The organism is Bacillus cereus group sp. N6 (assembly GCF_016483705.1).
Taxonomy (GTDB): domain Bacteria; phylum Bacillota; class Bacilli; order Bacillales; family Bacillaceae_G; genus Bacillus_A; species Bacillus_A wiedmannii.
Window position 1 is genome coordinate 49,079 of sequence record NZ_JAEHBI010000019.1, and the last position, 23,020, is coordinate 72,098.

The window sequence follows — 23,020 nt, forward strand, 5'->3', positions numbered from 1 at the left end:
GGGGGATGTAAAGTATGAAAGTAGAAACGCTTCCTGTCATTAAAGGAGAAAATAATTTGCCGAATTATGATGAGGCATACGCGAATTTTAACTGGGAAGAGGTTAATAAAAACTTTACTTGGAATGAAACAGGCCGAGTAAATATGGCGTATGAGGCAATTGATAAGCATGCGAAATCCGATCGTAAAAATAAAGTAGCCCTTTATTATCAAGATGGATCGCGAAAAGAGAAATATACATTTAAGGAAATGAAGGATTTTTCTAATAAAGCAGGAAACGTCCTGAAAAATTATGGCGATGTAGAACAAGGCGATCGCGTTTTTATTTTTATGCCGCGTTCTCCAGAATTATATTTTGCCCTTCTTGGTGCAGTGAAATTAGGAGCAATCGTTGGTCCGCTATTTGAAGCATTTATGGAAGGCGCAGTTCGCGATCGTTTAGAAGATAGCGAAGCGAAGGTGTTAATTACAACTCCTGAATTGTTAGAGCGCGTACCATTAAATGATTTACCTGCTTTAAAAACAGTCTTCCTTGTTGGAGATAATGTAGAAGAAGGCGGTAAAACGGTAGCGTTCAATCCTTTATTTGAACAAGCTTCAAAAGAATTACATATCGAATGGTTAGGCCGTGAAGACGGTTTGATTCTACATTACACATCTGGTTCTACTGGTAAACCAAAAGGTGTTCTTCATGCGCAGAACGCAATGGTTCAGCACTATCAAACGGCGAAATGGGTATTAGATTTAAAAGAAGATGATGTATATTGGTGTACAGCTGACCCAGGCTGGGTAACTGGAACGGCTTACGGTATTTTCGCACCGTGGTTAGTTGGAGCATCCAATGTTATTTTAGGTGGACGCTTTAGCCCAGAAGCGTGGTATGAAGCACTGCAAGATTACGGTGTAACAGTTTGGTATAGTGCACCAACAGCATTCCGTATGTTAATGGGAGCTGGACAAGACGCAATTAAAAAATATGATTTATCACAAGTTCGTCACGTATTAAGCGTTGGTGAACCGTTAAATCCAGAAGTAATTCGCTGGGGTATGAACGCATTTGGACTTCGTATTCATGATACGTGGTGGATGACAGAAACAGGTGGACAAGTTATTTGTAACTACCCTTGTATGGAAATCCGTCCAGGTTCAATGGGTAAACCAATTCCAGGTGTGAAAGCAGCGATTGTTGATAATGAAGGAAATGAAGTTCCTCCATACACAATGGGTAACTTAGCAATTGGTAAAGGTTGGCCAGCGATGATGCGTGGAATCTGGAATAACCAGCAAAAGTATGAATCTTACTTTATGCCGGGAGATTGGTACGTATCAGGTGACTCTGCTTATATGGATGAAGATGGATACTTCTGGTTCCAAGGGCGTATTGATGATGTAATTATGACGTCAGGTGAGCGAGTTGGTCCGTTTGAAGTAGAAAGCAAATTAATCGAGCATGCTGCTGTTGCAGAGGCTGGTGTAATTGGTATTCCTGATCCAGTGCGCGGAGAAATCATTAAAGCATTTATCGCGCTTCGAGCAGGATACGAACCATCTGATGAATTAAAAGAAGAGATTCGTCAATTTGTAAAGAAAGGCCTAGCAGCTCATGCAGCGCCAAGACAAATTGAATTTAGAGATAAATTACCGAAAACGAGAAGTGGTAAAATTATGCGCCGCGTATTAAAAGCGTGGGAATTAAACTTACCAACAGGTGACTTATCAACGATGGAAGATTAAGAGAGGAAGGTCTGAACGAAATAACGTTCAGACCTTTTTTTATGTTATTATTAACTTATATATATAAGTTAAAGGGGGTAATAAAATGAAAACAGAAAAAGAAAAGATGATACTAGGAGAAATGTACATACCAGCTGATCCAGTTTTAGTTCAAGAGAGGGAGCAAGCTCGTATATTAACGAGAAAATTAAATGAAACGCCAGAAGTACAATTAAAAGAGCGTAGCGAAATCGTAAAAGAACTATTCGGAACGACTGGAGATAACATTCATCTTGAATCTTCTTTTAGATGTGATTATGGCTATAACATTCACGTTGGCGAAAATTTTTACGCGAACTTTGACTGTACCATTTTAGACGTATGCCCGGTGACAATCGGAGTGAACTGTATGTTAGCTCCAGGAGTTCACATTTATACAGCAACACACCCGCTTGATCCAGTAGAGCGCATAAGCGGATCAGAATACGGGAAACCAGTTACAATTGGTGATAACGTATGGATTGGTGGAAGAGCGATTATTAATCCTGGTGTAACAATTGGAGATAATGCGGTGATCGCATCTGGCGCCGTTGTAACGAAAGATGTGCCGGATAATGTAGTAGTTGGCGGAAATCCTGCGAAGATTATTAAAAAAATAAAATAATATTTGAACGAAGTGCCTTCCTCGTCTGTATACATTTATGAAAGAATAGATGAGGGAGGCTTTTATATGTCTAATAAATTACTTCTTGCTTTTGCTTTAATTGGAATTATAGTCGTATTTTCTTGTGGTCTTTTCTTACCGATGCCAATCGGATTTAAAGTATCAATGATTACAGCTGGGGTCATGATGATTGTTATGTTTTCAATCATTATTCCATTTGATAGAAAACATATAGTAAGAAAAAATGGATATAAAATTGATTTTACAAAAACAAAAGTGTATTTTCGCTGGAATGTATTTGATACAATTTCGGCTTGTCTTGCAGTGTATGCATGCATATGTGTGCAAGCATTAAATATTTTAGTTTCAACCGGTCATACAATACAAAACCCGTATGTTCAATTTTTTACAAATCAATCACAAGTATGGATTATTGTCGCAAGTGTATATTTAATTTCCCGTATTTCGTTAACGTTAAAAGGAATAAAGGAGATCAAAAATCATGGCGCAGATTGGGATTGAGGAGGAGCTCATGCTTGCGTATCAAAGTGGAGATAAACAGGCGGGAGAAAAACTATATGTTTTAATCAAACCAGCGCTATACACATTTTTGTATCGATTTAACCGAGATGAACAATTAAGTATCGACCTTGTGCAAGATACGTTTTTGACGTTAGAGCGTAAGAAACATATGTATGAACTTGAAAAAGGCAAAATAAAAACGTATTTATTTCAAATTGGTTATCGTCTCATGATTAATAAATTAAATAGAAGAAAAAAGTGGCATACGCTTTTGCCATTTTTAGTGCCGATTCAGGAAAAAGAATTTTCCCACGAAGATCGGCTCACAGTAAGAGAAGCAATTTTGAAAGTTCCGGAAGAGCAGCGAGCTGTCCTTATTCTTTCTTATTATCATGATATGCAGCAAAAAGAGATTGCTGAGATATTAAACATTCCGATTGGAACAGTGAAGTCGAGACTTCATAACGGGATAAAGAAATTGAAACAATTGCTGGAGGTGGATGAAATTGAGCGAAAATCCCTTTAAAAGTGAATATAAATTAAAGCAGCATTTAGATAGTGATTATGTAGAAATACCAGATTTTCCAAAAACGGTAAGTCGCTTCGATCGATTAATCGGATTTCTTGGTTCTCCAGCGAAAGATCCTGTGGAGGCGACGATTGGGAACGATTTATCTGTTGTGTTTCATGTATCGTTATTAGTTGGAGTTCCAATTCTTTCTCTTATTACGATACTCTTTGCGACGTTGTAAAGGATTAGCAAGAAGAGAAACTCGACCTCTATTTGACACGCCTATATAAATGATGGTATAAAGAAAAGTATATGAATAATTGAGCGTGGAAAGGGAGAAGTAGTGATCATTTCCCTGTTTTAGAGAGCTGATGGCCGGTGAAAATCAGCACATAGATGATCGCGAATTACGCCCCTAGAGCATCTTTTTTCGATTGAATTGTATTCAAAAGGGAAAAGACGGTGCTAAGCCGTTATGTAAATAAGGTGGTAGGCTTTTTTTTGCCTGCAACTAGGGTGGTAACGCGATAATCAAAATCGTCCCTTATTTGAAGGGGCGATTTTTTTATGTTTTCAACCTTCACGCCAGTAATGAACTTAAAGGAGAGTATGTAGGATATGGGTATTTTACAAGATCTTGAATTTCGCGGTCTAATTAATCAGCAAACAGACGCTGAGGGACTTGAGCAATTATTAGAAAAAGAAAGCGTTAAATTATACTGTGGTTTCGATCCGACAGCGGATAGCTTACACATCGGTCATATGTTACCAGTATTAATGTTACGTCGCTTCCAATTAGCTGGTCACCAACCAATCGCACTTGTTGGCGGTGGTACTGGTATGATCGGTGACCCAAGTGGTAAAAAAGCAGAACGTACATTAAATACGAAAGATACAGTTGCTTACTACACAGAAAGCATTAAAAACCAACTTTCAAACTTCTTAGAGTTTGAAAACGTGGACAACCCAGCAACAATGGCTAACAACTATGACTGGCTTGGTAACTTAGATGTAATTTCATTCTTACGCGATATCGGTAAAAACTTCGGTTTAAACTATATGTTAGCAAAAGATACAGTAGCATCTCGTTTAGATACTGGTATTTCATTCACTGAGTTTAGTTATATGATTTTACAATCATACGACTTCTTAAACTTATACCAAAACCATAATTGCCGCTTGCAAATCGGTGGTAGTGACCAATGGGGTAACATTACAGCTGGTCTTGAATTAATCCGTAAATCAGAAGAAGATGCGAAAGCATTTGGTTTAACAATTCCACTAGTTACGAAATCTGACGGTACGAAGTTTGGTAAAACAGAAGGCGGCGCAATTTGGTTAGACCCAGAAAAAACAACTCCTTACGAGTTCTACCAATTCTGGATTAACACAGATGACCGCGACGTTGTTAAATACTTAAAATACTTCACATTCTTATCTCATGAAGAAATTCTTGAGCTTGAGAAGCAAGTAGCTGAAGCACCAGAAAAACGTGCAGCACAAAAAGCATTAGGTGCTGAAATGACAAAACTTGTTCACGGCGAAGAAGCATTAGAGCAAGCGATTAAAATTTCAGCTGCATTATTCAGCGGTTCTGTAGCAGAACTGACTGCAAGCGAAATCGAACAAGGGTTCAAAGACGTACCATCTGTAGAACGTACTGCAGAAGATACAGTATTAATCGACTTACTTGTAGAAAGCAAAATCTCTCCATCAAAACGTCAAGCACGTGAAGATGTAACGAACGGCGCAATCTACGTAAACGGTGAGCGTACACAAGCATTAGACTACGTTGTAACAGAAAACGACCGCATCGAAGGTAAATTCACAATCATTCGCCGCGGTAAAAAGAAATATTTCTTAATTCGTTACTAATCAGAAACGAATATAAAACAAATAGTACCCCGAATTGTAGGCTGAAAAGTTTATGATTCGGGTTTTTTATGTATGAATTTAGATTACCTTACGAGTTCTTGTAAATAGAATATGAAGAATTAATATGAGCATATAAAGTAAGCTACTGAGCATAACAATAAATGCTGTTGGATAAAATTTTGCTGCATATATAAAGAAATCGATTTGATAAATATCTTCGTAACTTGAAACGGTGCCTTTAAAGTAATTCGTAAACTTAGCGCTATATTTCCATTCATCAGGATCATCTATTAAATTACTTCCCTGATACCAATTAATAAGTGCGGAAGTAATAAACAGCATACATGCACTACCTAATTGAACCATTTGATTTATTGTCAAAATGAATCAACCCCCTATTTTATGGTTATTATAGCGTGCATTCGTATTCCTGTAACCTTTTTGTTGTAATCTCCTTTTCGAGTTCATACGGAAATCACATGTAAGCGGTATGATAAATGTATAACAACTAGAAAGGAGTGGTAAAATAAAATGTCACTAGAAGCGCTCATTATTTTTTCTTTGCTAAACGCGGGTCAGCTTGCAGAGAATTCGAAGGTGGATGTACATAAAGAGCAGAAAGATGCTTATGTATACGTTCAACAAGAGGAAAATAAATAATTTTATTTTATATATAAACGAAAAAAGCCAATCCAGAGGATTGGCTTTTTGTCATTAACGAGAGTAGAACTCTACGATTAATGCTTCGTTGATTTCAGCTGCTAACTCAGAACGCTCAGCGTGACGAGTGTAAGTAGCTTCTAATTTATCAGCATCGAAAGTTAAGTATTCTGGTACGAAGTTGTTAACTTCGATCGCTTCTTTAACAACAACAAGGCTGTTAGATTTTTCGCGAACGCTGATTGTTTGACCAGGTTTTACACGGTAAGATGGGATATCTACGCGAGATCCATCAACTGTGATGTGGCCGTGGTTTACTAATTGGCGAGCTGCACGACGAGTGCGAGCTAAGCCCATACGGTAAACTAGGTTGTCAAGACGAGCTTCAAGAAGGATCATGAAGTTTTCGCCGTGCTTACCAGGCATTTTACCTGCTTGGTCAAATGTGCGACGGAATTGACGCTCAGTCATGCCGTACATGTGACGAAGTTTTTGTTTCTCTTGTAATTGTAAACCGTATTCTGAAAGTTTCTTACGTTGGTTAGGACCGTGAGGACCTGGTGCGTAAGGGCGTTTTTCTAATTCTTTTCCTGTGCCGCTTAGAGAGATTCCAAGACGACGAGACAGTTTCCAAGCTGGACCTGTATAACGAGCCATAGTTGACTCCTCCTTTAAAAATGTTTTTATTTACGTAAAATAAAAACAGACGTAATCGATATTTACGGGCATTTTGTTTTCATGTACCTTCGCTCCAGCAGCAGGGAGTTACGAGATACACCTCCGTAGAGGAACAAAATACAAACGATAAACTCACATTACAAGGCTGCCTTTTTATTTTACACAAACGCTATTATATCTTTTACCCAGAGTTTCGTCAAGCAAGTACGTTTTTGTTTTATGCATATAAATTTTGGAAATGAACAAGAAGGAATTTAAAACGATATAAAAGAAGTGATAGAAACACAAATGAAACGCTTACATAAAATATAGTAAAAAATGTTCATTAATTTTTTGTTGATGAATATGCGGGAATAAAAACATAAAAGGGGATGTTTTTATGAAAAAGAAGCATATGGAGACAGCGTTAATTCATCACGGGTATACATCTGAGGAACATAAAGGAAGTTTAACACCACCGTTATTTCAAACGTCTACATTTACATTTGAGACTGCGCAGCAAGGAGAGGCGAGTTTTGCGGGAGTGGATCCGTCTTATATTTACTCAAGACTTGGAAATCCAACTGTAAAATTATTTGAAGAACGTATGGCGGTGTTAGAAGGAGGAGAAGAAGCACTTGCTTTCGGATCAGGAATGGCAGCTATTTCAGCAACGTTAATTGGCTTTTTAAAAGCTGGAGATCATATTATTTGTTCAAATGGATTATACGGGTGCACGTACGGTTTTTTAGAAGTGTTAGAAGAGAAATTTATGATTACGCATTCGTTTTGTGATATGGAGACAGAGGATGATGTCGAAAATAAAATCCGTCCGAATACAAAGATTATTTTCGTTGAAACACCGATTAATCCAACGATGAAATTAATCGATTTAAAACAAGTTATTCGGGTTGCGAAGCGAAATGGCTTACTTGTCGTTGTTGATAATACGTTTTGTTCACCTTATTTACAAAGACCGCTTGAACTTGGTTGTGATGCGGTTGTTCATAGTGCGACAAAATATATTGGTGGTCATGGCGATGTTGTGGCGGGTGTAACGATTTGTAAAACGAAAGCATTAGCTGAAAAAATTCGCCCGATGCGTAAAGATATCGGCGGCATTATGGCGCCGTTTGATGCGTGGTTATTGTTACGTGGATTAAAGACGTTAGCGGTAAGGATGGACCGTCATTGTGATAATGCAGAAAAAATTGTCTCGTTTCTGAAAAATCATGATGCGGTAGAAGGTGTTTGGTATCCAGAAGGGGAGTTAGCATCTCGCCAAATGAAACGGGGCGGTGGTGTGATTTCTTTTTCAATTAAAGGCGGAAAAGAAGAGACGCAAGCGTTTATCAATGACCTTCACTTTATTACAATTGCCGTAAGTTTAGGGGATACAGAAACGTTAATTCAGCACCCAGCAACGATGACACACGCTGCGATTCCAACTGAGCTAAGACAAGAAATGGGTATTTACGATAATTTAATACGTTTATCTGTCGGTTTAGAATCATGGGAAGATATCGTTTCTGATTTAGAACAGGCACTAAAGAAAGTATCTACTGTTAGTAATCAATAAAAAAGAGTGAGCTATCGGTTTCGTACGTGATGTACGCAATCGATAACTCACTCTTTTCTTTTTTAAATATGTTTTAGGAGTGTTTCCACAAACTTTTCTAAATAGCGCTGATCTACTTCATCAAAACGATTTTTTTCAGGGCTATCAATATCAAGTACACCAATGACATTTCCTTCTTTCACGATCGGTACAACGATTTCTGAATTCGAAGCACTGTCGCAAGCGATATGTCCTGGAAATTGGTGAACGTCTGCTACAAGCTGCGTTGTTTTTGTTTCAGCTGCAACGCCGCAAACGCCTCGTCCAAATGGAATGCGCACGCAAGCAGGCATTCCTTGGAAAGGTCCAAGAACAAGCTGATTTCCGTCTGTTACATAAAAGCCAACCCAATTCACACGATCTAAAAATTGATTTAATAATGCGGACGCATTTGATAAGTTTGCGACTACGTTCGGTTCGCCAGTTAATAATGCATCCAGTTGTTTAATTACTGTCTCGTATTGCTCTTCACGAGAACCTGCATAACTTTCTTTTGTAAACATGGAAACAACTCCCTTTTTATCGAGATGTGTAAAATATTAGCAAAATACAATGTATTTCACATGACTTTGTCGATAGAAAATTAAAGGAATTTGTCTTAAAAGTCAAGAAATTTAAACTATAGCTGTTCAGTGAGAGGAAGTGAGCGCATGAAACAGACGAAACAAAAAGTAATTGATGCGGCAATATCGTTGTTTAACACGAAAGGTTATGATGGAACGTCGGTGCGAGAAATTGCAAAGCGAGCGGATGTGAATGTAGCGAATATTTCATATTATTTTGCTGGAAAGCAAGGTTTATTAGAACAGCTTATTACTGACTTTTTAGAAGGATATATTCATGTGATTGAAATGTCGTTCGAACAGAGAGAATATTTGTCGGCTAAAGATGTGATGGTGCAAATGGTGCGTGAGATTTTACGATATCAATTTGAAAATAGGGAACTGACACGTTTCTTCTACCGAGAGCTTTCACTTGATACGACATTAATTCGCGAAGTGATGACCATTTACTTTTCTAAAGAAAGATATTATATAGAGCAAATGATTAGACAGGGACAAATGAAGCAAGAGTTTAAAAAGGTATCTTTTACAATGTTTATGACGCAATTAAAAGGTATGATGAATATGCCGTTTTTATATCCACAATATATATCAGAAGTGCTGCATTCTTTTCCGTCTGAGACATTTTTCATAGAAATGTACACGAAAGAAATTGAACAATGGATGGAGCAAACATTATGTATAACGAATATGTACTATGAATTGCCAAGAGCTGTTCATATGTGAAAAATCCCCACCTAACGAACTGAGGTGGGGATTTTTGTGCTTTCTTTCCTTTGCCATGCATTGTTGCATAATAGCGCAATAATTGTTAATGAGGCTCCGGCAATTTCAATTTTGTCGACTGTATAACCTCGAAAGATGGAACCGATAAGTGCAAGTACAGGAACTAAATTCATAAATAATATGCCGTTAATAGATGAAATATAGCGATTTCCTGTGTTCCAGCAAAATACAGCGATAACACCTGCAACAATCGACATATACAAGAGTTCAAAACGAACGCTCATAATGGTACGAAGTGACGGCATAGTAACGATGTTTGTGTACGTGAAGAAAGCGACAATAACGATGAGTGAAATGGAGCCGAATAAACAAGTTAACGTCGTATATCGAAGTGGTGACCAAGATTGAAAACGAGCACCACCGTTCGTGTAAATGACCCAGCAAGTAACGCCGCATAGCATAAGTATATTTGTTGAGAGGTGACTGGCAGATCCAAATAATAAGTGAATATTTCCTTTTGAAATGACGAGCATAACACCGAGCAATGCAACGAACATACAAAGGAATGTGTAGTTTTGTGGGCGTTTGTTTTTTGTTATCCACTGCAATAATAAAGCGATGAGTGGCATAAGAGACTGAATCATCGCAGCATGAATGGCCCCAGAAGGCCCAGCAAGTTGTTGGCCGTAAAAAATGAGAAAACCATATCCAGCGAAACCGACTGTTCCGTAAAAGAATAACGAAAGTGTTCTTTTCTCTAAGCGGAGTGAAGTTTTTCCTTCAGTAATGAATAGCAAAATAAGAAAAATAATAGCTGCTGATCCGTATCGGATAGTTGTGAAGAAGAACGGATCAATAAACTGCAGGGCATTTGCCATGACAGGAAACATAAATCCCCAAGCCGTTACGGCAAGTAAGCATAGGAGGGATCCGAGTAGCATTTGTTTTTTGTCCAAGAGTATCTTTCCCCTTTACATTTCGTTATAGTAAGTTGATGAAATAAGTATAAAGAGTAATTGTTTATAGAAGGAAATATCGATTTTTTATGACAGTTATAACTTTATGTTAGAGGTGTGTACGATGGATTTGGAGGCAGTACGATCGTTTCTTGAAGTAAAGAATACGCGAAGTTTATCAAAGGCGAGTAAGCTTTTACATATTTCTCAACCGGCGCTTAGTAAACAAATTCAAAGGTTAGAAGCGGGCTTAGAGGTTACTTTACTGAAGCGTTCCGCACAAGGAGTGAAGTTAACAGAAGCTGGAGAGTTATTTATAACAAGAATGTTACCGATTTTGGAACACATATATGAAGTGAAAGCCGAAATGAAGAATTTTCAAGAGAAGCGGAAAATTTCTATAGGCATATTGCCAAGTTTAGCAGCTCATTACATATCAAAATGTAAAGATGTATTAGGTGACGGATTCGAAGTAGAATGGAAAATTGAGCATACGAAAGTACTAATGGGACTCTTTAAAGAACGGAAGATTGAAGCGATGTTCGTCGATTCAGTAGTAGAAGACGCTACGTGTATAAAAGAAATGCGAGTAGAAAAAAATTGTTTGTGTCGTTTCAAATGATCATCTTTATAAAGAGAAAACAGTGATCCGAATGGAAGATTTGCAAAATGAAAAGTTAATCGTATACCCAGAAATCTGTGATGTAAGGAAAATGATTACGAATATGTTTCAGGGGATAGGTGCGAAACCAATCATTGCATTTGAAACTTCTTATGCAGAACCGATGCTTGCGATGGTCGGAGCTGGACTTGGTATTACGTTACTTCCAGAAATGTCAGTAAAGCAAGCGGTAAAGCAAGGGAATGTGCATGCGATTTCTATTGAACCACCACTTGCACGCAAAATTTATTTCGTATCCCATATGGAAGAGAACCCGTTATTGCAATCATTTGATGATGGAAGCTAATCCAAACAGAAGATTGAGAAAGATTACAATTGCATTGAAAGAAACATGAAATTTTAAAAAAAACTAGGTCAAAAACGCGCCATTACATGGTATGATTAGTACATTGTTAGTTGTTAAATATAGGGGAATTCCCTTTTTATACATAATGCCTTCCATTTCATAAACGGAACGGACAAAAAAAGAGATATAACTAGGAGGCTTTTTTGCATGGATTCTATCCTGACGATCGTTATCATTGTAGTAAGCTCTATTCTAGTGCTGCTCATGATAGAGCTTGTGATAAGAAATCGTTCATATAAAGATATTGAAGCACTGGAGCAGTGGAAACAAGAGATAAAAGATAAACCTGTGGCAGATGAACTAAAACGGGTGAAAGATTTAAACATGACGGGTCAAACAGAAGAACTGTTTGGTAAATGGCGTGAAGAATGGGATGAGATTGTATCAACAACCCTTCCGAAAGCAGACAAAGATTTAGCGCAAGCGCGAAAATTCGCCTCGCAATTCTCCTTCCGAAAAGCAAAGCATGCGATGAATGAATCCATAAGTGGTTTAGATGACGCTGATAATCGTATTACAGATATTTTAAATGAATTACAGCAATTGTTAGAAAGCCATGAAAAAAATAGCTCGGAAATTGAAGAGTTACGTGATACATATCGTAGTATGAAGAAGAGTGTTCTTGCTCATAGACATATGTATGGAGCAGCAGAGCAGAAAATCGAAGAGATGCTAGATGCTGAATCTAATAAGTTTAAAAGCTTTGAAGAGGCAACAGATAATGGTGACTATTTAAAAGCGAGAGAAATTGTTATTAGTTTAGAAGAAGGTTTGGCAAGCTTAGAAATCATTATTCATCAAATTCCGGATTTATTGGTAGAGTGTCAAGCGACGTTACCAGTTCAGCTGGAAGATTTATTACAAGGACATAATGATATGGTAAGACAAGGTTATGTATTAGAGTATTTGGAAGTCCCTAAAGAAGTTCGTGATATGACGACACAACTACACACATGTTTAATGGATATACAGGAGCTTCATATAACAGAAGCCGCTGAAAAAGTAGAAAACTTAAAAACGCGTTTAGATGGCTTCTATGATCAACTGGAACAAGAAGTACATGCGAGACATTATGTGGAGCAAAAAACACTTTCTGTTTATGAAGACTTAGAAGAAATTCGTACTGAAACGATTGAAACAAAAGCAGAAACACAACTTGTGAAACAAAGTTATCAGCTACAAGATAAGGACATTGAGTCTCAAAAAGTAATTGAAAAGCAAATGCATATTTTAACGAAACGTTTTCAAATGCTGCGATTACGAGTTGCGGAACAAGATATAGCCTTCTCTATTATTCGTGAGGAACTAGAAGAGGTTTATGAGCAATGTGAAACGTTAAAAGTACTTCATGCAGAATATAAAGAAATGCTGCAAACGATGCGTAAAGAAGAATTTGAAGCACGTGAGAAGTTACAAGAAATGCGAAATATCATTTTTGAAACGAAACGTTTTATGCAAAAGTCGAATTTGCCAGGTCTTCCAGAAAGCATTATGGAAGATTTACAAAGAGGACAAATGGCAATGCAAGCTGTATATGAACAGTTAGAAGTGAAACCGTTAAATATGAATGCTGTAAATAGCAGTTTAGAAGAAGCGTACACAACTGTTAATGGTGTAGCTGAAATGACAGAAGAGTTAATTGGACAAGCGTATTTAGTTGAAAAATTAATTCAATACGGTAATCGTTACCGCAGTCATGATGAGAACCTTGCAGAGAGCTTAAATTATGCGGAGAAATTATTCCGTGAATATCAATACGATGCAGCTTTAGAACAAGCGGCTTCTGTACTAGAGCAACTTGAACCTGGCGTTGTTCAAAAAATAGCTGAATATGTAGACAATGAACAAACCCTTTCATAAGGGTTTGTTTTTTTGTGTAATTTTGGGGACGATGTTGCTATAATGAATAGCGGAATACAGTAAGGTTATTCGTTTTAAAATATAGTGAAACTGTAGTCAGTAGGGTCATCCTAGCTAATTATCGGCCTTCACAATCGGGATAAAATGGAACCTTTGAGTAGTCTTAGCGTAATTACACGTATTTGTGATATGATTATATGATGTGATAGCGCTGAAAGGGGAAGAACGATGATCTATTTTGATAATAGTGCGACGACGAAGCCATATCCAGAAGCCCTTCAATCGTACGTAACGGTTGCTGGAAAATATTTTGGAAACCCTTCTTCTATTCATTCGCTTGGGGGAGAGGCAGAGCGTCTATTAACACAATCAAGAACGATTGCAGCGCAGCTTCTTCACGTTAAACCTTCTGAGATTATTTTCACATCAGGTGGAACGGAAGGGAATAACCTTGCGATTAAAGGAATAGCGATGAGGAATCGTTCGCGCGGTAAACATATCATTACAACAAATATTGAACACGCGTCTGTGTTTGAAGCATATAAACAATTAGAAGATCTCGGTTTTGATGTAACATATTTACCGGTTAATGAGCATGGTGTTGTATCGGTAGAGGATGTAAAACGAGCACTTCGTGAAGATACGATTCTTGTGTCAATTATTCACGTGAACAACGAGACTGGAGCAATTCAGCCTGTTGCTGAAATTGGAACGTTATTATCGAACTATCCGAAAATAAGATTCCATGTGGACCATGTGCAAGGGATAGGAAAAGTACCGCTTGATTTATATGCTTCTCATATTGATCTTTGCTCAATATCTGGACATAAATTCCACAGTGTAAAAGGAACGGGTCTACTTTATGTTCGTGATGGCGTAAGGTTAGATCCAATTTTATCAGGTGGTCAACAAGAGCTTAAGTATCGCTCTGGTACAGAAAACTTACCTGGCATTGTAGCGATGGTGAAAGCACTTCGCATGACGATGGAACAAGTGAAAGAAAAGATAGCTCATTTGCACAATTTACAAACAGAGCTTGTCCGTTTCTTGAAAGAGATGGAAGATGTAACGATTAATACGTCGCTTGCATATGCAGCACCGCACATTTTAAATGTGTCATTTGTTGGTTTAAAACCAGAAGTGGTCGTTCATGCTTTAGAAGAGCACGGTGTATATGTATCGACGAAGTCTGCTTGTTCTTCAAAAGCAAATGAAGTGAGCAGAGTGTTAGTGGCAATGGGAGTACCCCATGCCGCTGCTGCAAGTGCTATTCGCATTAGTTTGGCACCAGAAAACACGATGGAAGAAGTAAAACAATTTGAAGGTATTGTGAAAGAGACGATGCCAAAATTATATGAAGTGATGAGGTAAAGGAATATGATGACATATGAATATATTTTAGTTCGTTATGGAGAGATGACGACTAAAGGTAAGAACCGCTCTAAATTTGTAAGCACATTGAAAGATAACGTAAAGTTCAAACTGAAAAAGTTCCCAAATATTAAAATCGATGCAACGCATGACCGTATGTACATCCAATTAAATGGCGAAGACCATGAAGCAATTTCTGAAAGATTGAAAGATGTATTTGGTATTCATAAGTTTAACTTAGCGATGAAAGTACCATCAGAATTAGAAGATATTAAAAAGGGTGCATTAGCAGCTTTCTTACAAGTAAAAGATGATGTGAAAACATTTAAAATTACAGTGCACCGTTCTGATAAGCGCTTCCCAATGAAGACGATGGAGTTACTTCCAGAAATTGGTGGACACATTTTAGAAAATACAGAGGATATCACAGTAGATGTTCATAATCCAGATGTGAATGTACGTATAGAAATTCGCAGTGGTTACAGCTATATTATGTGTGGTGAGCATATGGGAGCTGGTGGTTTACCAGTTGGCGTTGGCGGAAAAGTAATGGTACTTCTTTCTGGTGGTATCGATAGCCCAGTAGCAACGTACTTAACGATGAAACGCGGCGTGTCTGTGGAAGCAGTTCATTTCCATAGCCCACCTTTCACAAGCGAGCGTGCAAAACAAAAAGTAATCGATTTAGCACAAGAGTTAACGAAGTACTGTAAACGTGTAACGCTTCACCTTGTTCCATTTACAGAAGTGCAAAAAACGATTAATAAAGAAATTCCATCTAGTTATTCAATGACAGTTATGCGCCGTATGATGATGCGTATTACAGAGCGTATCGCAGAGGAGCGTAATGCACTTGCAATCACGACTGGTGAAAGTCTTGGACAAGTAGCAAGCCAAACGTTAGATAGTATGCATACAATCAACGAAGTAACAAACTATCCGGTTATTCGTCCACTTATTACGATGGATAAATTAGAAATTATTAAAATCGCTGAAGAAATTGGCACATATGATATTTCAATTCGTCCGTACGAAGATTGCTGTACAGTATTCACACCAGCAAGCCCATCGACGAAGCCGAAGCGTGAAAAAGCGAATCGTTTTGAAGCGAAATACGATTTCACACCGTTAATCGATGAAGCTGTAGCGAACAAAGAAACAATGGTATTACAAACGGTAGAAGTAGTGGCGGAAGAAGACAAATTCGAAGAACTTTTCTAAGACCATAAATTACCATATCTAAAACGTGTATGAAGTCATGTTATTTATCACACTCTATACTCACAAGGAGGTGATATAACATGTCACGTAGCACAAATAAATTAGCGGTTCCTGGTGCTGAATCAGCATTAGACCAAATGAAATACGAAATCGCTCAAGAGTTTGGTGTTCAACTTGGAGCAGATGCAACAGCTCGCGCTAACGGTTCTGTTGGTGGTGAAATCACTAAACGTCTAGTTTCACTAGCTGAGCAACAATTAGGCGGTTACCAAAAATAATCCCATATAAGATGGCTTAGAAAGAGCGGGTTTTCCCGCTCTTTCTTTTTGTTGTTTACACCGTTATACATTCATTTCGACATAGATATAAAAAATTTGTCAAAAGAAGAGGGTTCAAAATTAACTGAAAATTCTTTATTATATAAGGGAGGCATAGAAATGGAGGAGGATATTGTATGAAGAGAGAAGAATTGTTGGCGCCGCCGTCTTATAATTTAGTTTCTGAAATAGAGAAATATACAGGTGATAAAGATAAGCTTGCTTTAATTTGGCAAGATGATAAAGGGAATAGACGAGAAGTTACATACGCTGAGCTTATGAAAGGTGCGAATAAAATTGGAAACGCTTTTATAAAGAGTGGTCTGCAAAAAGGGGACAAGCTCCTCATTATGATGCCGCGCTTAATTGAAGCGTACATGACGTATATCGCTGCGATTAAAGCAGGATTTGTCGTAATTCCGAGTTCGGAAATGTTGCGCAAAAAGGATATAGAATATCGCATTGGGCACGGGGAAGTAAAAGCAATCGTAAGTTATGAGCCGTACATTGGGCAGTTTGATGATATAGAAGCGATGAAATCTCTTCAAAAATTCGTTCTGAGCGAGCAGTCAGTAGATGGATGGATTAATTTAAAAACAGCGTTAGAAACAGAAAGTGACATGTTAGAAATGGCGAAGACTGATAAAGAAGATATGGTCTTTTTATCTTACACGTCAGGAACGACAGGAAACCCAAAAGGTGTTGTTCATACGCATGCGTGGGCATACGCTCATTTGCGCACGAGCGCTCCAAATTGGCTCGGAATTGAAGAGGATGATGTTGTATGGGCGACGGCTAGTCCAGGTTGGCAAAAGTGGATTTGGAGCCCGTTTTTAGCAACTCTCGGATCAGGAGCGACAGGATTTGTATACAACGGTAAATTTGAACCAAAAACGTATTTAAACTTATTAGGTGATAATAAGGTGAATGTGCTTTGTTGTACGCCGACTGAGTATAGATTAATGGCAAAAGTAGAAGACTTAAGTGAGTACAATTTAGAAGCGTTACATAGCGCTGTATCCGCAGGTGAGCCGTTAAATAGAGAAGTCATTGAAACGTTCCAAAAGCACTTTAATATTACAGTAAGAGACGGCTACGGGCAAACGGAAAATACATTGCTTGTTGGTGTAATGAAAGGGATGGATATTAGACCGGGATCAATGGGAAAACCAACGCCAGGCAACCACGTTGATATTGTAGATGAAGAAGGTATTCCGGTACAGGTAGGAGAAGTTGGTGATATCGCAGTTCACATTGAAACGCCAGCCCTCTTTAAACAATATTATAAAGACGATGAGCGCACAGCGATGCAATTCCGCGGTGATTATTATATTACCGGTGATAAAGCGAAGAAAGATGAAGGCGGCTATTTCTGGTTTGAAGGGCGCGGTGATGATATTATTATTAGCTCTGGTTATACAATTGGGCCGTTTGAAGTAGAAGATGCGCTCGTAAAACACCCTTACGTAAGAGAGTGTGCGGTTGTCGCAAGCCCTGATGAAATTCGCGGAAGTGTCGTGAAGGCATTTATCGTATTAAGAGAGAATATAGACAAGAATGAAGAAACATTAATTCCAGTACTCCAACAACACGTCAAAGAACTCACTGCACCATATAAATACCCTCGTAAAATTGAATTTGTAGATGAACTACCGAAAACGATTTCCGGAAAAATTCGCCGTATTGAACTTAGAAAACAAGAGATGGAGATTCCGTCAAAATAATTTTGAAAACAGTGAAGGAAATAGTTGAATGAAATGCCAAACAATGATAATATAAAAACGAACACAAGTTCGATTTTTATAAACTTAAAAAAGAGGTGTCCGTATGATTTTAGGTATTAATCCGTACTTAGTTTTAGATGGTAGTGGGCAAGAGGCTGTACAGTTTTATAAAGAGGCGTTAGACGCAAAAGTAGAAGTCATGCAAACTTTTGGTGACATGCCTGAAAATCCAGAATACCCGATTCCAGCTGAAGCAAAAGAGCGCGTTTTACATGCTACTTTAAAAGTTGGTAATACGGACCTTATGATTTCTGATACATTCCCAGGTCAAGGGCATGCAATCGGATCTCAAGTAACAATTGCAATTCAAATTAGTAATGCAGAAAAAGCAAAAGAAGTATTCGAAAAGTTACAAGAGGGTGGAGAAGTTATTATGCCACTTCAAGAAACGTTCTGGAGCCCAGCATACGGACAACTAAAAGATAAATTTAGCATTGAATGGCAAATTACAACGAATCCTACTGAACAAAATTAATTTTTGAAAAAGCACCATTTTTAATCGAAATGGTGCTTTTTTTATACGCTCTAATTTTGTAGACTAAAGGGAAAAGGGGGGATGAGCATATGGGAGAAATTTGGTATGGTGGCACCATTTACACGATGCGAGAAGAGAATGAAAAAGTAGAAGCTATTTATGTTGAAAAGGGCATGATTGTTGATGCTGGGAGTAAGGAAGAGCTAGAAAGTCGATATTCAGACGTGAAGTTGTATGACTTAAAAGGCAAAACGATGATCCCAGGTCTCGTTGATAGTCATATGCATCTTATTGGGCACGGGGAGAGGTTACTCCGTCTAGACTTATCAAATTGTACATCTTATAGCGAAGTGCTGACTCTTGTTCAGAAGCGAGTAGAAGAAGCGCCAAAAGGTTCTTGGGTTATTGGAGAAGGCTGGAATGAAAATAATTTTACAGATACAAAACAAGTTCATGTACGTGATTTAGATGAAATCTCTAAAGAACACCCCATTTTATTAAAGCGCGTTTGTCGCCACGTTACATGGGTGAATTCATACATATTGCAAGAAGCGAACATAACAGAAACGACGCAAGACCCGAAAGGAGGAAAAGTCGGCCGGGACGCATTGAATAATTTAACAGGGCTTTTATATGAACAAGGACAAGAACTAATAGAACATGTGCAGCCTGAAATTGATGAATCCTACTTACAAAGAGCTCTGCAAACAGCGATTAAAGATTGCTGGCAATACGGACTCGTCGGTGGGCATACGGAAGATTTAAATTATTACGGTGGTTTTAGAAAAACGCATAATGCGTTTTCTCATGTTATAAAAGAAATGCCCTTTAAAGCGCATTTGCTCGTTCACCATGAAGTGGCACATGAGCGAAAAGAATATGAAAATGAGCATTATATTGAATTTGGAGCGATGAAAATTTTTTCTGATGGCTCTTTTGGCGGAAGAACAGCTTTATTAAGTGAACCGTATGAAGATGCGCAGGAAACAAATGGAGTTGCAATCTTCTCACGTGAAGAGCTTGCGGAGTTAGTGAAAAAAGCACGGGATTTACATATGCCAGTTGCGATTCATACAATAGGTGATTTATCGCTTGAATATGTCATTGATGCACTTGAATTATATCCACCAGCAGAAGGTTTTCGCGATCGTATTATTCATTGTCAGTTAGCTCGTGAAGAATTGATTGAGAGAATGCAACACTTGCCGGCTATTATCGATATTCAGCCCGTCTTTGTGTCATCGGACTTCCCATCAGTCATTGAAAAACTAGGCGAGCATCGTCTTCGATATGCATATGCTTGGAAGACGTTACTAGAAGCGGGATTACACTGCAACGGTGGGTCTGACGCGCCAATTGAACAAGTGAATCCGTTTTTAGGCATATATAGTGCTGTTACACGTAGAAGTTTTATTGACGGCGTATGCTATATGCCAGAGGAAAGATTAACGGTATATGAAGCGGACTTTACGATAGTAGATCGAAATATATTTGAGGTAGAGGCAGAAGAAATAAAAGAAGTACAAGCAGAAATGACGGTAATTGATGGGAAGATTGTGTATAGGAAAGACGTGTGAAAATATATCGACTTACCGATAAAAAATGACAAGAATAGTGGCCGGTAGCGAGAGAAATAAATAACCGCCGAATTATGGGATCCCATAATTCGGCGGTTATTTTAATGCTATAAAAATGTTCTCTGTACTTTTTCCCAGAAGGAATTGTTTTTTAATTTAACTGTTTTAATTTGTTTATCGCTTAAGCGTACAACAGCTTTTTCCACTTGTTTAATGCTAAGCGCTTCATTATCCATACCGATAACTGGATAATCGTTACCGTCTGGTCGTAGTTTTAAAGTTAGTGTACGCTCGTGATTTAAAATGAATGGTGAACCGAGCGTACGGTATGTGTTGTTATTTAAAGATGCTAATTCGCTTACTTGGAAGCATGGGATAAGCGGATCAACAACCGCACCATGTAAAGATTTATTGTAAGCTGTACTTCCTGTTGGGGTAGAAACAACTAAACCGTCCCCTCTAAATGTTTCGAAATATAGATCATCAACGTGAACATCTACAACGAATGTTTTAATAATGCTAGAGCGTAATGAGAACTCATTTAAACAATGGAAAGATGTACCGTGATCTACATCTACCTGAATTGTTGGATATTTTCGCACTTCAATTTCATTTTTTGTAATTTCTTGAAGGGCTGTATCAACGTGATCAATATGGAAATCGCAGTAGAAAGAAGTTTCATCTTTCGTAGAAATCCCTGCGTATAAACAATCTTCTCTAAAACCAGTTTGACGAACGGCTTGTAAGAAAGTTGCATCATCTCCAACACTGACGATAGCGTTTGCATTTTTTGAATGATCTAATATGGTAAAACCATTCTCTTCTAAAATACGATAGATTGGTTTCATTTTTTCAACGAGCGTTGCTTTGTCATCACCATAAAAGAAAAATAAATTGCGACGATCTGCCATTATGTATCCCTCCACTGCAGTTAAATTTTCTGTTCTTCGTGCTACATATCATCCAAATATGTTCCCCGACGATATGTTCAAATAATATATTTCGATATAAAATGTCAAAATCCCTTTTTGTTTTTAGAAAAATTTTTATATTCAATTTTAAAGGATTCTGTTTAATGATGAATAAACTTGTCGATAATGGGTACGGAGTGAAAGGATGATACGTATGAAGTGGCTCGTGATTGGAATAATAATTCTTCTCCTTTTTATTTTGCTTATACTATTGTCGAAAATAAAGCTTAAAGTGACATTTTTATATTCAGAAATGGAAAAGCAATGTTTGTTTCAAGTGAAAATATGGATGATTCGATATACGTTTGACGTATTGGAAAGAATTGAAAAACAGCAGAAAAAGACAGGACAGAAAATCGAAAAAGCTGAAGAAGACGGCGGAATTGATAATAAAATTATGGCACAACTTGATAGTATAGGGGAACTGATAAAAAAGCTGCAAGAAGTTCATACTATCGTTAAAGATTTTCTCAAACGAGTAAAAATCAATAGTTGGAAATGGCACACCCAAATTGGAGCAGGTGATGCAGCTAGTACTGGAATTGTCACTGGATATGCATGGGGGACAAAAGGAATGGCTGCTGGAGTTGTAGGACAATATATGCATATTGTTGACGTACCAGAATTTGAAATCACCCCTGTTTTTCAAGGGAAAGGATTTGCATCAAGATGTGAGTTAACAGCATCTTTTCGTATATTTCGTGCTATAAAAACGGGTATCAAATTACTCACGTTTATGAGAAGACAAAGATCTGGTACGAATGAAAAATCAGTTCAAGCATAGGGGGGATATAAAGTGGACCATCCAATTCAAGGTTTAATGACAACCGCAATGCAGCATTTAAAACAAATGACTGATGTAAATACAATTGTTGGTGATCCGATTAAAGCGGCAGATGGAAGTGTAATTCTTACCGTTTCAAAAGTTAGTTTCGGATTCGCTGCTGGTGGAAGTGAATTTGGTAAAGTAGAACATTCAGGCCGTCATCCATTTGGCGGGGGAAGTGGTGGAGGAGTTTCTATTAATCCTGTTGCTTTTCTTGTAATAAATGGAGAAGGTGTAAAAGTGTTGCATTTAGATAAGCAAACACACGTCATCGATAAAATAATTGAATTAGCACCACAAGCTGTTGATAAAGTGAAAGAAATGATGGATAAACGAAAAGAAGACGATCCTGAATTTCAAATTTAACAAATAAAGAAGCTAATCAATGGATTAGCTTCTTTAATTTTTTTGTAAATAAAGCGATTTTATTTGCATTATCGATAGGGACAAACTATCATTTACATTGTACATATTTTGTTTAAATAAGGGAGGATTTTCAAGTGGCAAACGTAACTTTTAAAGGTAACCCAATGACTTTAGTTGGAACAGAAGTTAAAGTTGGCGATCAAGCGCCAGAATTCCAAGTATTAGCAAATGACTTATCTCCAGTAAGTTTAGAAACATACAAAGGCGAAGTAAAATTAATTAGTGTTGTACCTTCAATCGATACAGGTGTGTGTGATGCACAAACACGTCGTTTTAACCAAGATGCAGCAGGTATTGAAAACGCGAAAGTGTTAACAATTAGCGCTGACTTACCATTCGCTCAAAAACGCTGGTGTGCAGCAAACGGTTTAGAAAATGTTGTTACACTTTCTGACCACCGCGATCTTTCATTCGGTGAAGCTTACGGCTTAGTAATGAAAGAGCTTCGTTTACTTGCTCGTGCAGTATTCGTAGTAGATAGCAACGACAAAGTAGTTTACGCAGAATACGTAAGCGAAGGTACAAGCCATCCAAACTATGAAGCAGCATTAGAAGCAGCTAAAGCGGCAAAATAATGTAAAGAAATGACCTCTTATAAAGAGGTCGTTTTTTCTCATGTATTGCTGCGTAATGGTACCAATATATGAGAAAAAACGTTATATCATATATAACTTAAAGGGGAGCTCTTTGCAGGAGGTCG

At 37.8% G+C, this 23,020-nt stretch carries 24 protein-coding genes, 1 pseudogene and 1 other annotated feature; of the genes and pseudogenes, 20 read left to right on the top strand and 5 right to left on the bottom strand.

The window, feature by feature from the left end; translation table 11 throughout:
* Window positions 1-14 precede the first annotated feature (14 nt).
* From acsA to tyrS, 6 genes are all read left to right on the top strand, one after another.
* Window positions 15-1,733, top strand: a complete 1,719-nt coding sequence (acsA, locus tag JDS99_RS15270) for an acetate--CoA ligase (RefSeq protein WP_199695304.1) — start codon at window positions 15-17, stop codon at window positions 1,731-1,733.
* Window positions 1,734-1,818: 85 nt separating this feature from the next.
* Window positions 1,819-2,376, top strand: coding sequence for a maltose acetyltransferase domain-containing protein (locus JDS99_RS15275; protein ID WP_000845594.1), 558 nt, complete (start codon window positions 1,819-1,821; stop codon window positions 2,374-2,376).
* A 66-nt stretch (window positions 2,377-2,442) separates the two neighbouring features.
* Window positions 2,443-2,898, top strand: a complete 456-nt coding sequence (locus tag JDS99_RS15280; RefSeq protein ID WP_088064577.1) for a hypothetical protein — start codon at window positions 2,443-2,445, stop codon at window positions 2,896-2,898.
* Window positions 2,879-3,424 (top strand): RNA polymerase sigma factor, encoded by a 546-nt coding sequence (locus tag JDS99_RS15285; RefSeq protein WP_088064576.1) that lies wholly within the window; start codon window positions 2,879-2,881, stop codon window positions 3,422-3,424. Before JDS99_RS15280 ends, JDS99_RS15285 begins: the two co-directional genes overlap by 20 nt.
* Window positions 3,405-3,650, top strand: coding sequence for a hypothetical protein (locus JDS99_RS15290; RefSeq protein ID WP_088064575.1), 246 nt, complete (start codon window positions 3,405-3,407; stop codon window positions 3,648-3,650). The genes JDS99_RS15285 and JDS99_RS15290 overlap by 20 nt, the downstream gene beginning before the upstream one ends.
* A 77-nt stretch (window positions 3,651-3,727) precedes the next feature.
* Window positions 3,728-3,957 (top strand) — a binding site (T-box leader).
* 70 nt (window positions 3,958-4,027) lie between these two features.
* The gene (gene tyrS / locus JDS99_RS15295; protein WP_046956195.1) at window positions 4,028-5,284 is read left to right on the top strand and encodes a tyrosine--tRNA ligase; all 1,257 of its coding nucleotides are present in this window, start codon (window positions 4,028-4,030) and stop codon (window positions 5,282-5,284) included.
* 78 nt (window positions 5,285-5,362) lie between these two features.
* Here the strand turns inward: tyrS and JDS99_RS15300 are convergent, their stop codons facing one another.
* The gene (locus tag JDS99_RS15300) at window positions 5,363-5,665 is read right to left on the bottom strand and encodes a YjdJ family protein (RefSeq protein ID WP_088609305.1); all 303 of its coding nucleotides are present in this window, start codon (window positions 5,663-5,665) and stop codon (window positions 5,363-5,365) included.
* A 150-nt stretch (window positions 5,666-5,815) separates the two neighbouring features.
* On the opposite strand from JDS99_RS15300, the gene JDS99_RS15305 reads away from it, so the two are divergent.
* Window positions 5,816-5,944 (top strand): transporter, encoded by a 129-nt coding sequence (locus JDS99_RS15305; protein ID WP_087985417.1) that lies wholly within the window; start codon window positions 5,816-5,818, stop codon window positions 5,942-5,944.
* A 54-nt stretch (window positions 5,945-5,998) separates the two neighbouring features.
* Here the strand turns inward: JDS99_RS15305 and rpsD are convergent, their stop codons facing one another.
* On the bottom strand, window positions 5,999-6,601 hold the full coding sequence (gene rpsD / locus JDS99_RS15310; protein ID WP_000135322.1) for a 30S ribosomal protein S4: 603 nt from the start codon (window positions 6,599-6,601) through the stop codon (window positions 5,999-6,001).
* A 400-nt stretch (window positions 6,602-7,001) separates the two neighbouring features.
* On the opposite strand from rpsD, the gene megL reads away from it, so the two are divergent.
* On the top strand, window positions 7,002-8,180 hold the full coding sequence (gene megL, locus JDS99_RS15315; RefSeq protein ID WP_088609304.1) for a methionine gamma-lyase: 1,179 nt from the start codon (window positions 7,002-7,004) through the stop codon (window positions 8,178-8,180).
* A gap of 62 nt (window positions 8,181-8,242) precedes the next feature.
* Here megL and JDS99_RS15320 read toward each other — a convergent pair whose 3' ends face one another.
* Window positions 8,243-8,722 carry a GAF domain-containing protein gene (locus JDS99_RS15320; RefSeq protein ID WP_087985415.1) on the bottom strand — a complete coding sequence of 160 codons (480 nt, stop codon included), beginning with the start codon at window positions 8,720-8,722 and terminating at the stop codon, window positions 8,243-8,245.
* A 147-nt stretch (window positions 8,723-8,869) separates the two neighbouring features.
* Between JDS99_RS15320 and refZ the strand changes: the two genes are divergently transcribed.
* Window positions 8,870-9,508: a forespore capture DNA-binding protein RefZ gene (gene refZ / locus JDS99_RS15325; RefSeq protein WP_087985414.1), complete on the top strand. Its 639-nt coding sequence runs from the start codon at window positions 8,870-8,872 to the stop codon at window positions 9,506-9,508.
* Between the two features lie 11 nt (window positions 9,509-9,519).
* Here the strand turns inward: refZ and JDS99_RS15330 are convergent, their stop codons facing one another.
* Window positions 9,520-10,464, bottom strand: coding sequence for a DMT family transporter (locus JDS99_RS15330; protein WP_088609303.1), 945 nt, complete (start codon window positions 10,462-10,464; stop codon window positions 9,520-9,522).
* 124 nt (window positions 10,465-10,588) lie between these two features.
* On the opposite strand from JDS99_RS15330, the pseudogene JDS99_RS15335 reads away from it, so the two are divergent.
* The 8 genes and pseudogenes from JDS99_RS15335 to JDS99_RS15370 all read left to right on the top strand — a co-directional run bounded on the left by JDS99_RS15335 (window position 10,589) and on the right by JDS99_RS15370 (window position 20,097).
* Window positions 10,589-11,432: pseudogene (locus JDS99_RS15335) on the top strand (LysR family transcriptional regulator).
* A gap of 207 nt (window positions 11,433-11,639) precedes the next feature.
* Window positions 11,640-13,352, top strand: coding sequence for a septation ring formation regulator EzrA (ezrA, locus tag JDS99_RS15340; RefSeq protein ID WP_199695305.1), 1,713 nt, complete (start codon window positions 11,640-11,642; stop codon window positions 13,350-13,352).
* Between the two features lie 228 nt (window positions 13,353-13,580).
* Window positions 13,581-14,723 carry a cysteine desulfurase family protein gene (locus tag JDS99_RS15345; protein WP_000638957.1) on the top strand — a complete coding sequence of 381 codons (1,143 nt, stop codon included), beginning with the start codon at window positions 13,581-13,583 and terminating at the stop codon, window positions 14,721-14,723.
* A 6-nt stretch (window positions 14,724-14,729) separates the two neighbouring features.
* Window positions 14,730-15,944, top strand: coding sequence for a tRNA uracil 4-sulfurtransferase ThiI (thiI, locus tag JDS99_RS15350; protein ID WP_060486566.1), 1,215 nt, complete (start codon window positions 14,730-14,732; stop codon window positions 15,942-15,944).
* A gap of 80 nt (window positions 15,945-16,024) precedes the next feature.
* Window positions 16,025-16,222, top strand: a complete 198-nt coding sequence (locus JDS99_RS15355; RefSeq protein WP_000091640.1) for an alpha/beta-type small acid-soluble spore protein — start codon at window positions 16,025-16,027, stop codon at window positions 16,220-16,222.
* Between the two features lie 176 nt (window positions 16,223-16,398).
* Entirely contained in the window at window positions 16,399-17,985 is a 1,587-nt protein-coding gene (mbcS, locus tag JDS99_RS15360; protein ID WP_199695306.1) for an acyl-CoA synthetase MbcS, read from the top strand.
* Window positions 17,986-18,088: 103 nt separating this feature from the next.
* Window positions 18,089-18,520, top strand: a complete 432-nt coding sequence (locus JDS99_RS15365) for a VOC family protein (protein WP_000600353.1) — start codon at window positions 18,089-18,091, stop codon at window positions 18,518-18,520.
* Window positions 18,521-18,609: 89 nt separating this feature from the next.
* Window positions 18,610-20,097, top strand: a complete 1,488-nt coding sequence (locus JDS99_RS15370; protein ID WP_199695307.1) for an amidohydrolase — start codon at window positions 18,610-18,612, stop codon at window positions 20,095-20,097.
* A 107-nt stretch (window positions 20,098-20,204) separates the two neighbouring features.
* Here the strand turns inward: JDS99_RS15370 and JDS99_RS15375 are convergent, their stop codons facing one another.
* Window positions 20,205-21,008, bottom strand: a complete 804-nt coding sequence (locus JDS99_RS15375) for an NAD kinase (RefSeq protein ID WP_048544426.1) — start codon at window positions 21,006-21,008, stop codon at window positions 20,205-20,207.
* A gap of 205 nt (window positions 21,009-21,213) precedes the next feature.
* On the opposite strand from JDS99_RS15375, the gene JDS99_RS15380 reads away from it, so the two are divergent.
* The 3 genes from JDS99_RS15380 (at window position 21,214) to tpx (ending at window position 22,895) form a co-directional block, all read left to right on the top strand.
* Window positions 21,214-21,852 (top strand): DUF2953 domain-containing protein, encoded by a 639-nt coding sequence (locus JDS99_RS15380; RefSeq protein WP_199695308.1) that lies wholly within the window; start codon window positions 21,214-21,216, stop codon window positions 21,850-21,852.
* A gap of 12 nt (window positions 21,853-21,864) precedes the next feature.
* Window positions 21,865-22,260, top strand: coding sequence for a GerW family sporulation protein (ytfJ, locus tag JDS99_RS15385; protein ID WP_000350005.1), 396 nt, complete (start codon window positions 21,865-21,867; stop codon window positions 22,258-22,260).
* A gap of 134 nt (window positions 22,261-22,394) precedes the next feature.
* Window positions 22,395-22,895, top strand: a complete 501-nt coding sequence (tpx, locus tag JDS99_RS15390; protein ID WP_046956210.1) for a thiol peroxidase — start codon at window positions 22,395-22,397, stop codon at window positions 22,893-22,895.
* Window positions 22,896-23,020: the final 125 nt, after the last annotated feature.

Excerpts from the sequence above, each read along its gene's own strand:
- JDS99_RS15280 (WP_088064577.1), top strand. The coding sequence starts at position 2,443 with ATGTCTAATAAATTACTTCTTGCTTTTGCTTTAATTGGAATTATAGTC.
- JDS99_RS15370 (WP_199695307.1), top strand. The coding sequence starts at position 18,610 with ATGGGAGAAATTTGGTATGGTGGCACCATTTACACGATGCGAGAAGAG.
- mbcS (WP_199695306.1), top strand. The coding sequence starts at position 16,399 with ATGAAGAGAGAAGAATTGTTGGCGCCGCCGTCTTATAATTTAGTTTCT.
- JDS99_RS15305 (WP_087985417.1), top strand. The coding sequence starts at position 5,816 with ATGTCACTAGAAGCGCTCATTATTTTTTCTTTGCTAAACGCGGGTCAG.
- thiI (WP_060486566.1), top strand. The coding sequence starts at position 14,730 with ATGATGACATATGAATATATTTTAGTTCGTTATGGAGAGATGACGACT.
- ezrA (WP_199695305.1), top strand. The coding sequence starts at position 11,640 with ATGGATTCTATCCTGACGATCGTTATCATTGTAGTAAGCTCTATTCTA.
- JDS99_RS15365 (WP_000600353.1), top strand. The coding sequence starts at position 18,089 with ATGATTTTAGGTATTAATCCGTACTTAGTTTTAGATGGTAGTGGGCAA.
- JDS99_RS15345 (WP_000638957.1), top strand. The coding sequence starts at position 13,581 with ATGATCTATTTTGATAATAGTGCGACGACGAAGCCATATCCAGAAGCC.
- JDS99_RS15380 (WP_199695308.1), top strand. The coding sequence starts at position 21,214 with ATGATACGTATGAAGTGGCTCGTGATTGGAATAATAATTCTTCTCCTT.
- JDS99_RS15275 (WP_000845594.1), top strand. The coding sequence starts at position 1,819 with ATGAAAACAGAAAAAGAAAAGATGATACTAGGAGAAATGTACATACCA.
- JDS99_RS15320 (WP_087985415.1), bottom strand. The coding sequence starts at position 8,722 with ATGTTTACAAAAGAAAGTTATGCAGGTTCTCGTGAAGAGCAATACGAG.
- JDS99_RS15285 (WP_088064576.1), top strand. The coding sequence starts at position 2,879 with ATGGCGCAGATTGGGATTGAGGAGGAGCTCATGCTTGCGTATCAAAGT.
- JDS99_RS15355 (WP_000091640.1), top strand. The coding sequence starts at position 16,025 with ATGTCACGTAGCACAAATAAATTAGCGGTTCCTGGTGCTGAATCAGCA.
- rpsD (WP_000135322.1), bottom strand. The coding sequence starts at position 6,601 with ATGGCTCGTTATACAGGTCCAGCTTGGAAACTGTCTCGTCGTCTTGGA.
- tyrS (WP_046956195.1), top strand. The coding sequence starts at position 4,028 with ATGGGTATTTTACAAGATCTTGAATTTCGCGGTCTAATTAATCAGCAA.
- megL (WP_088609304.1), top strand. The coding sequence starts at position 7,002 with ATGAAAAAGAAGCATATGGAGACAGCGTTAATTCATCACGGGTATACA.
- acsA (WP_199695304.1), top strand. The coding sequence starts at position 15 with ATGAAAGTAGAAACGCTTCCTGTCATTAAAGGAGAAAATAATTTGCCG.
- refZ (WP_087985414.1), top strand. The coding sequence starts at position 8,870 with ATGAAACAGACGAAACAAAAAGTAATTGATGCGGCAATATCGTTGTTT.
- JDS99_RS15375 (WP_048544426.1), bottom strand. The coding sequence starts at position 21,008 with ATGGCAGATCGTCGCAATTTATTTTTCTTTTATGGTGATGACAAAGCA.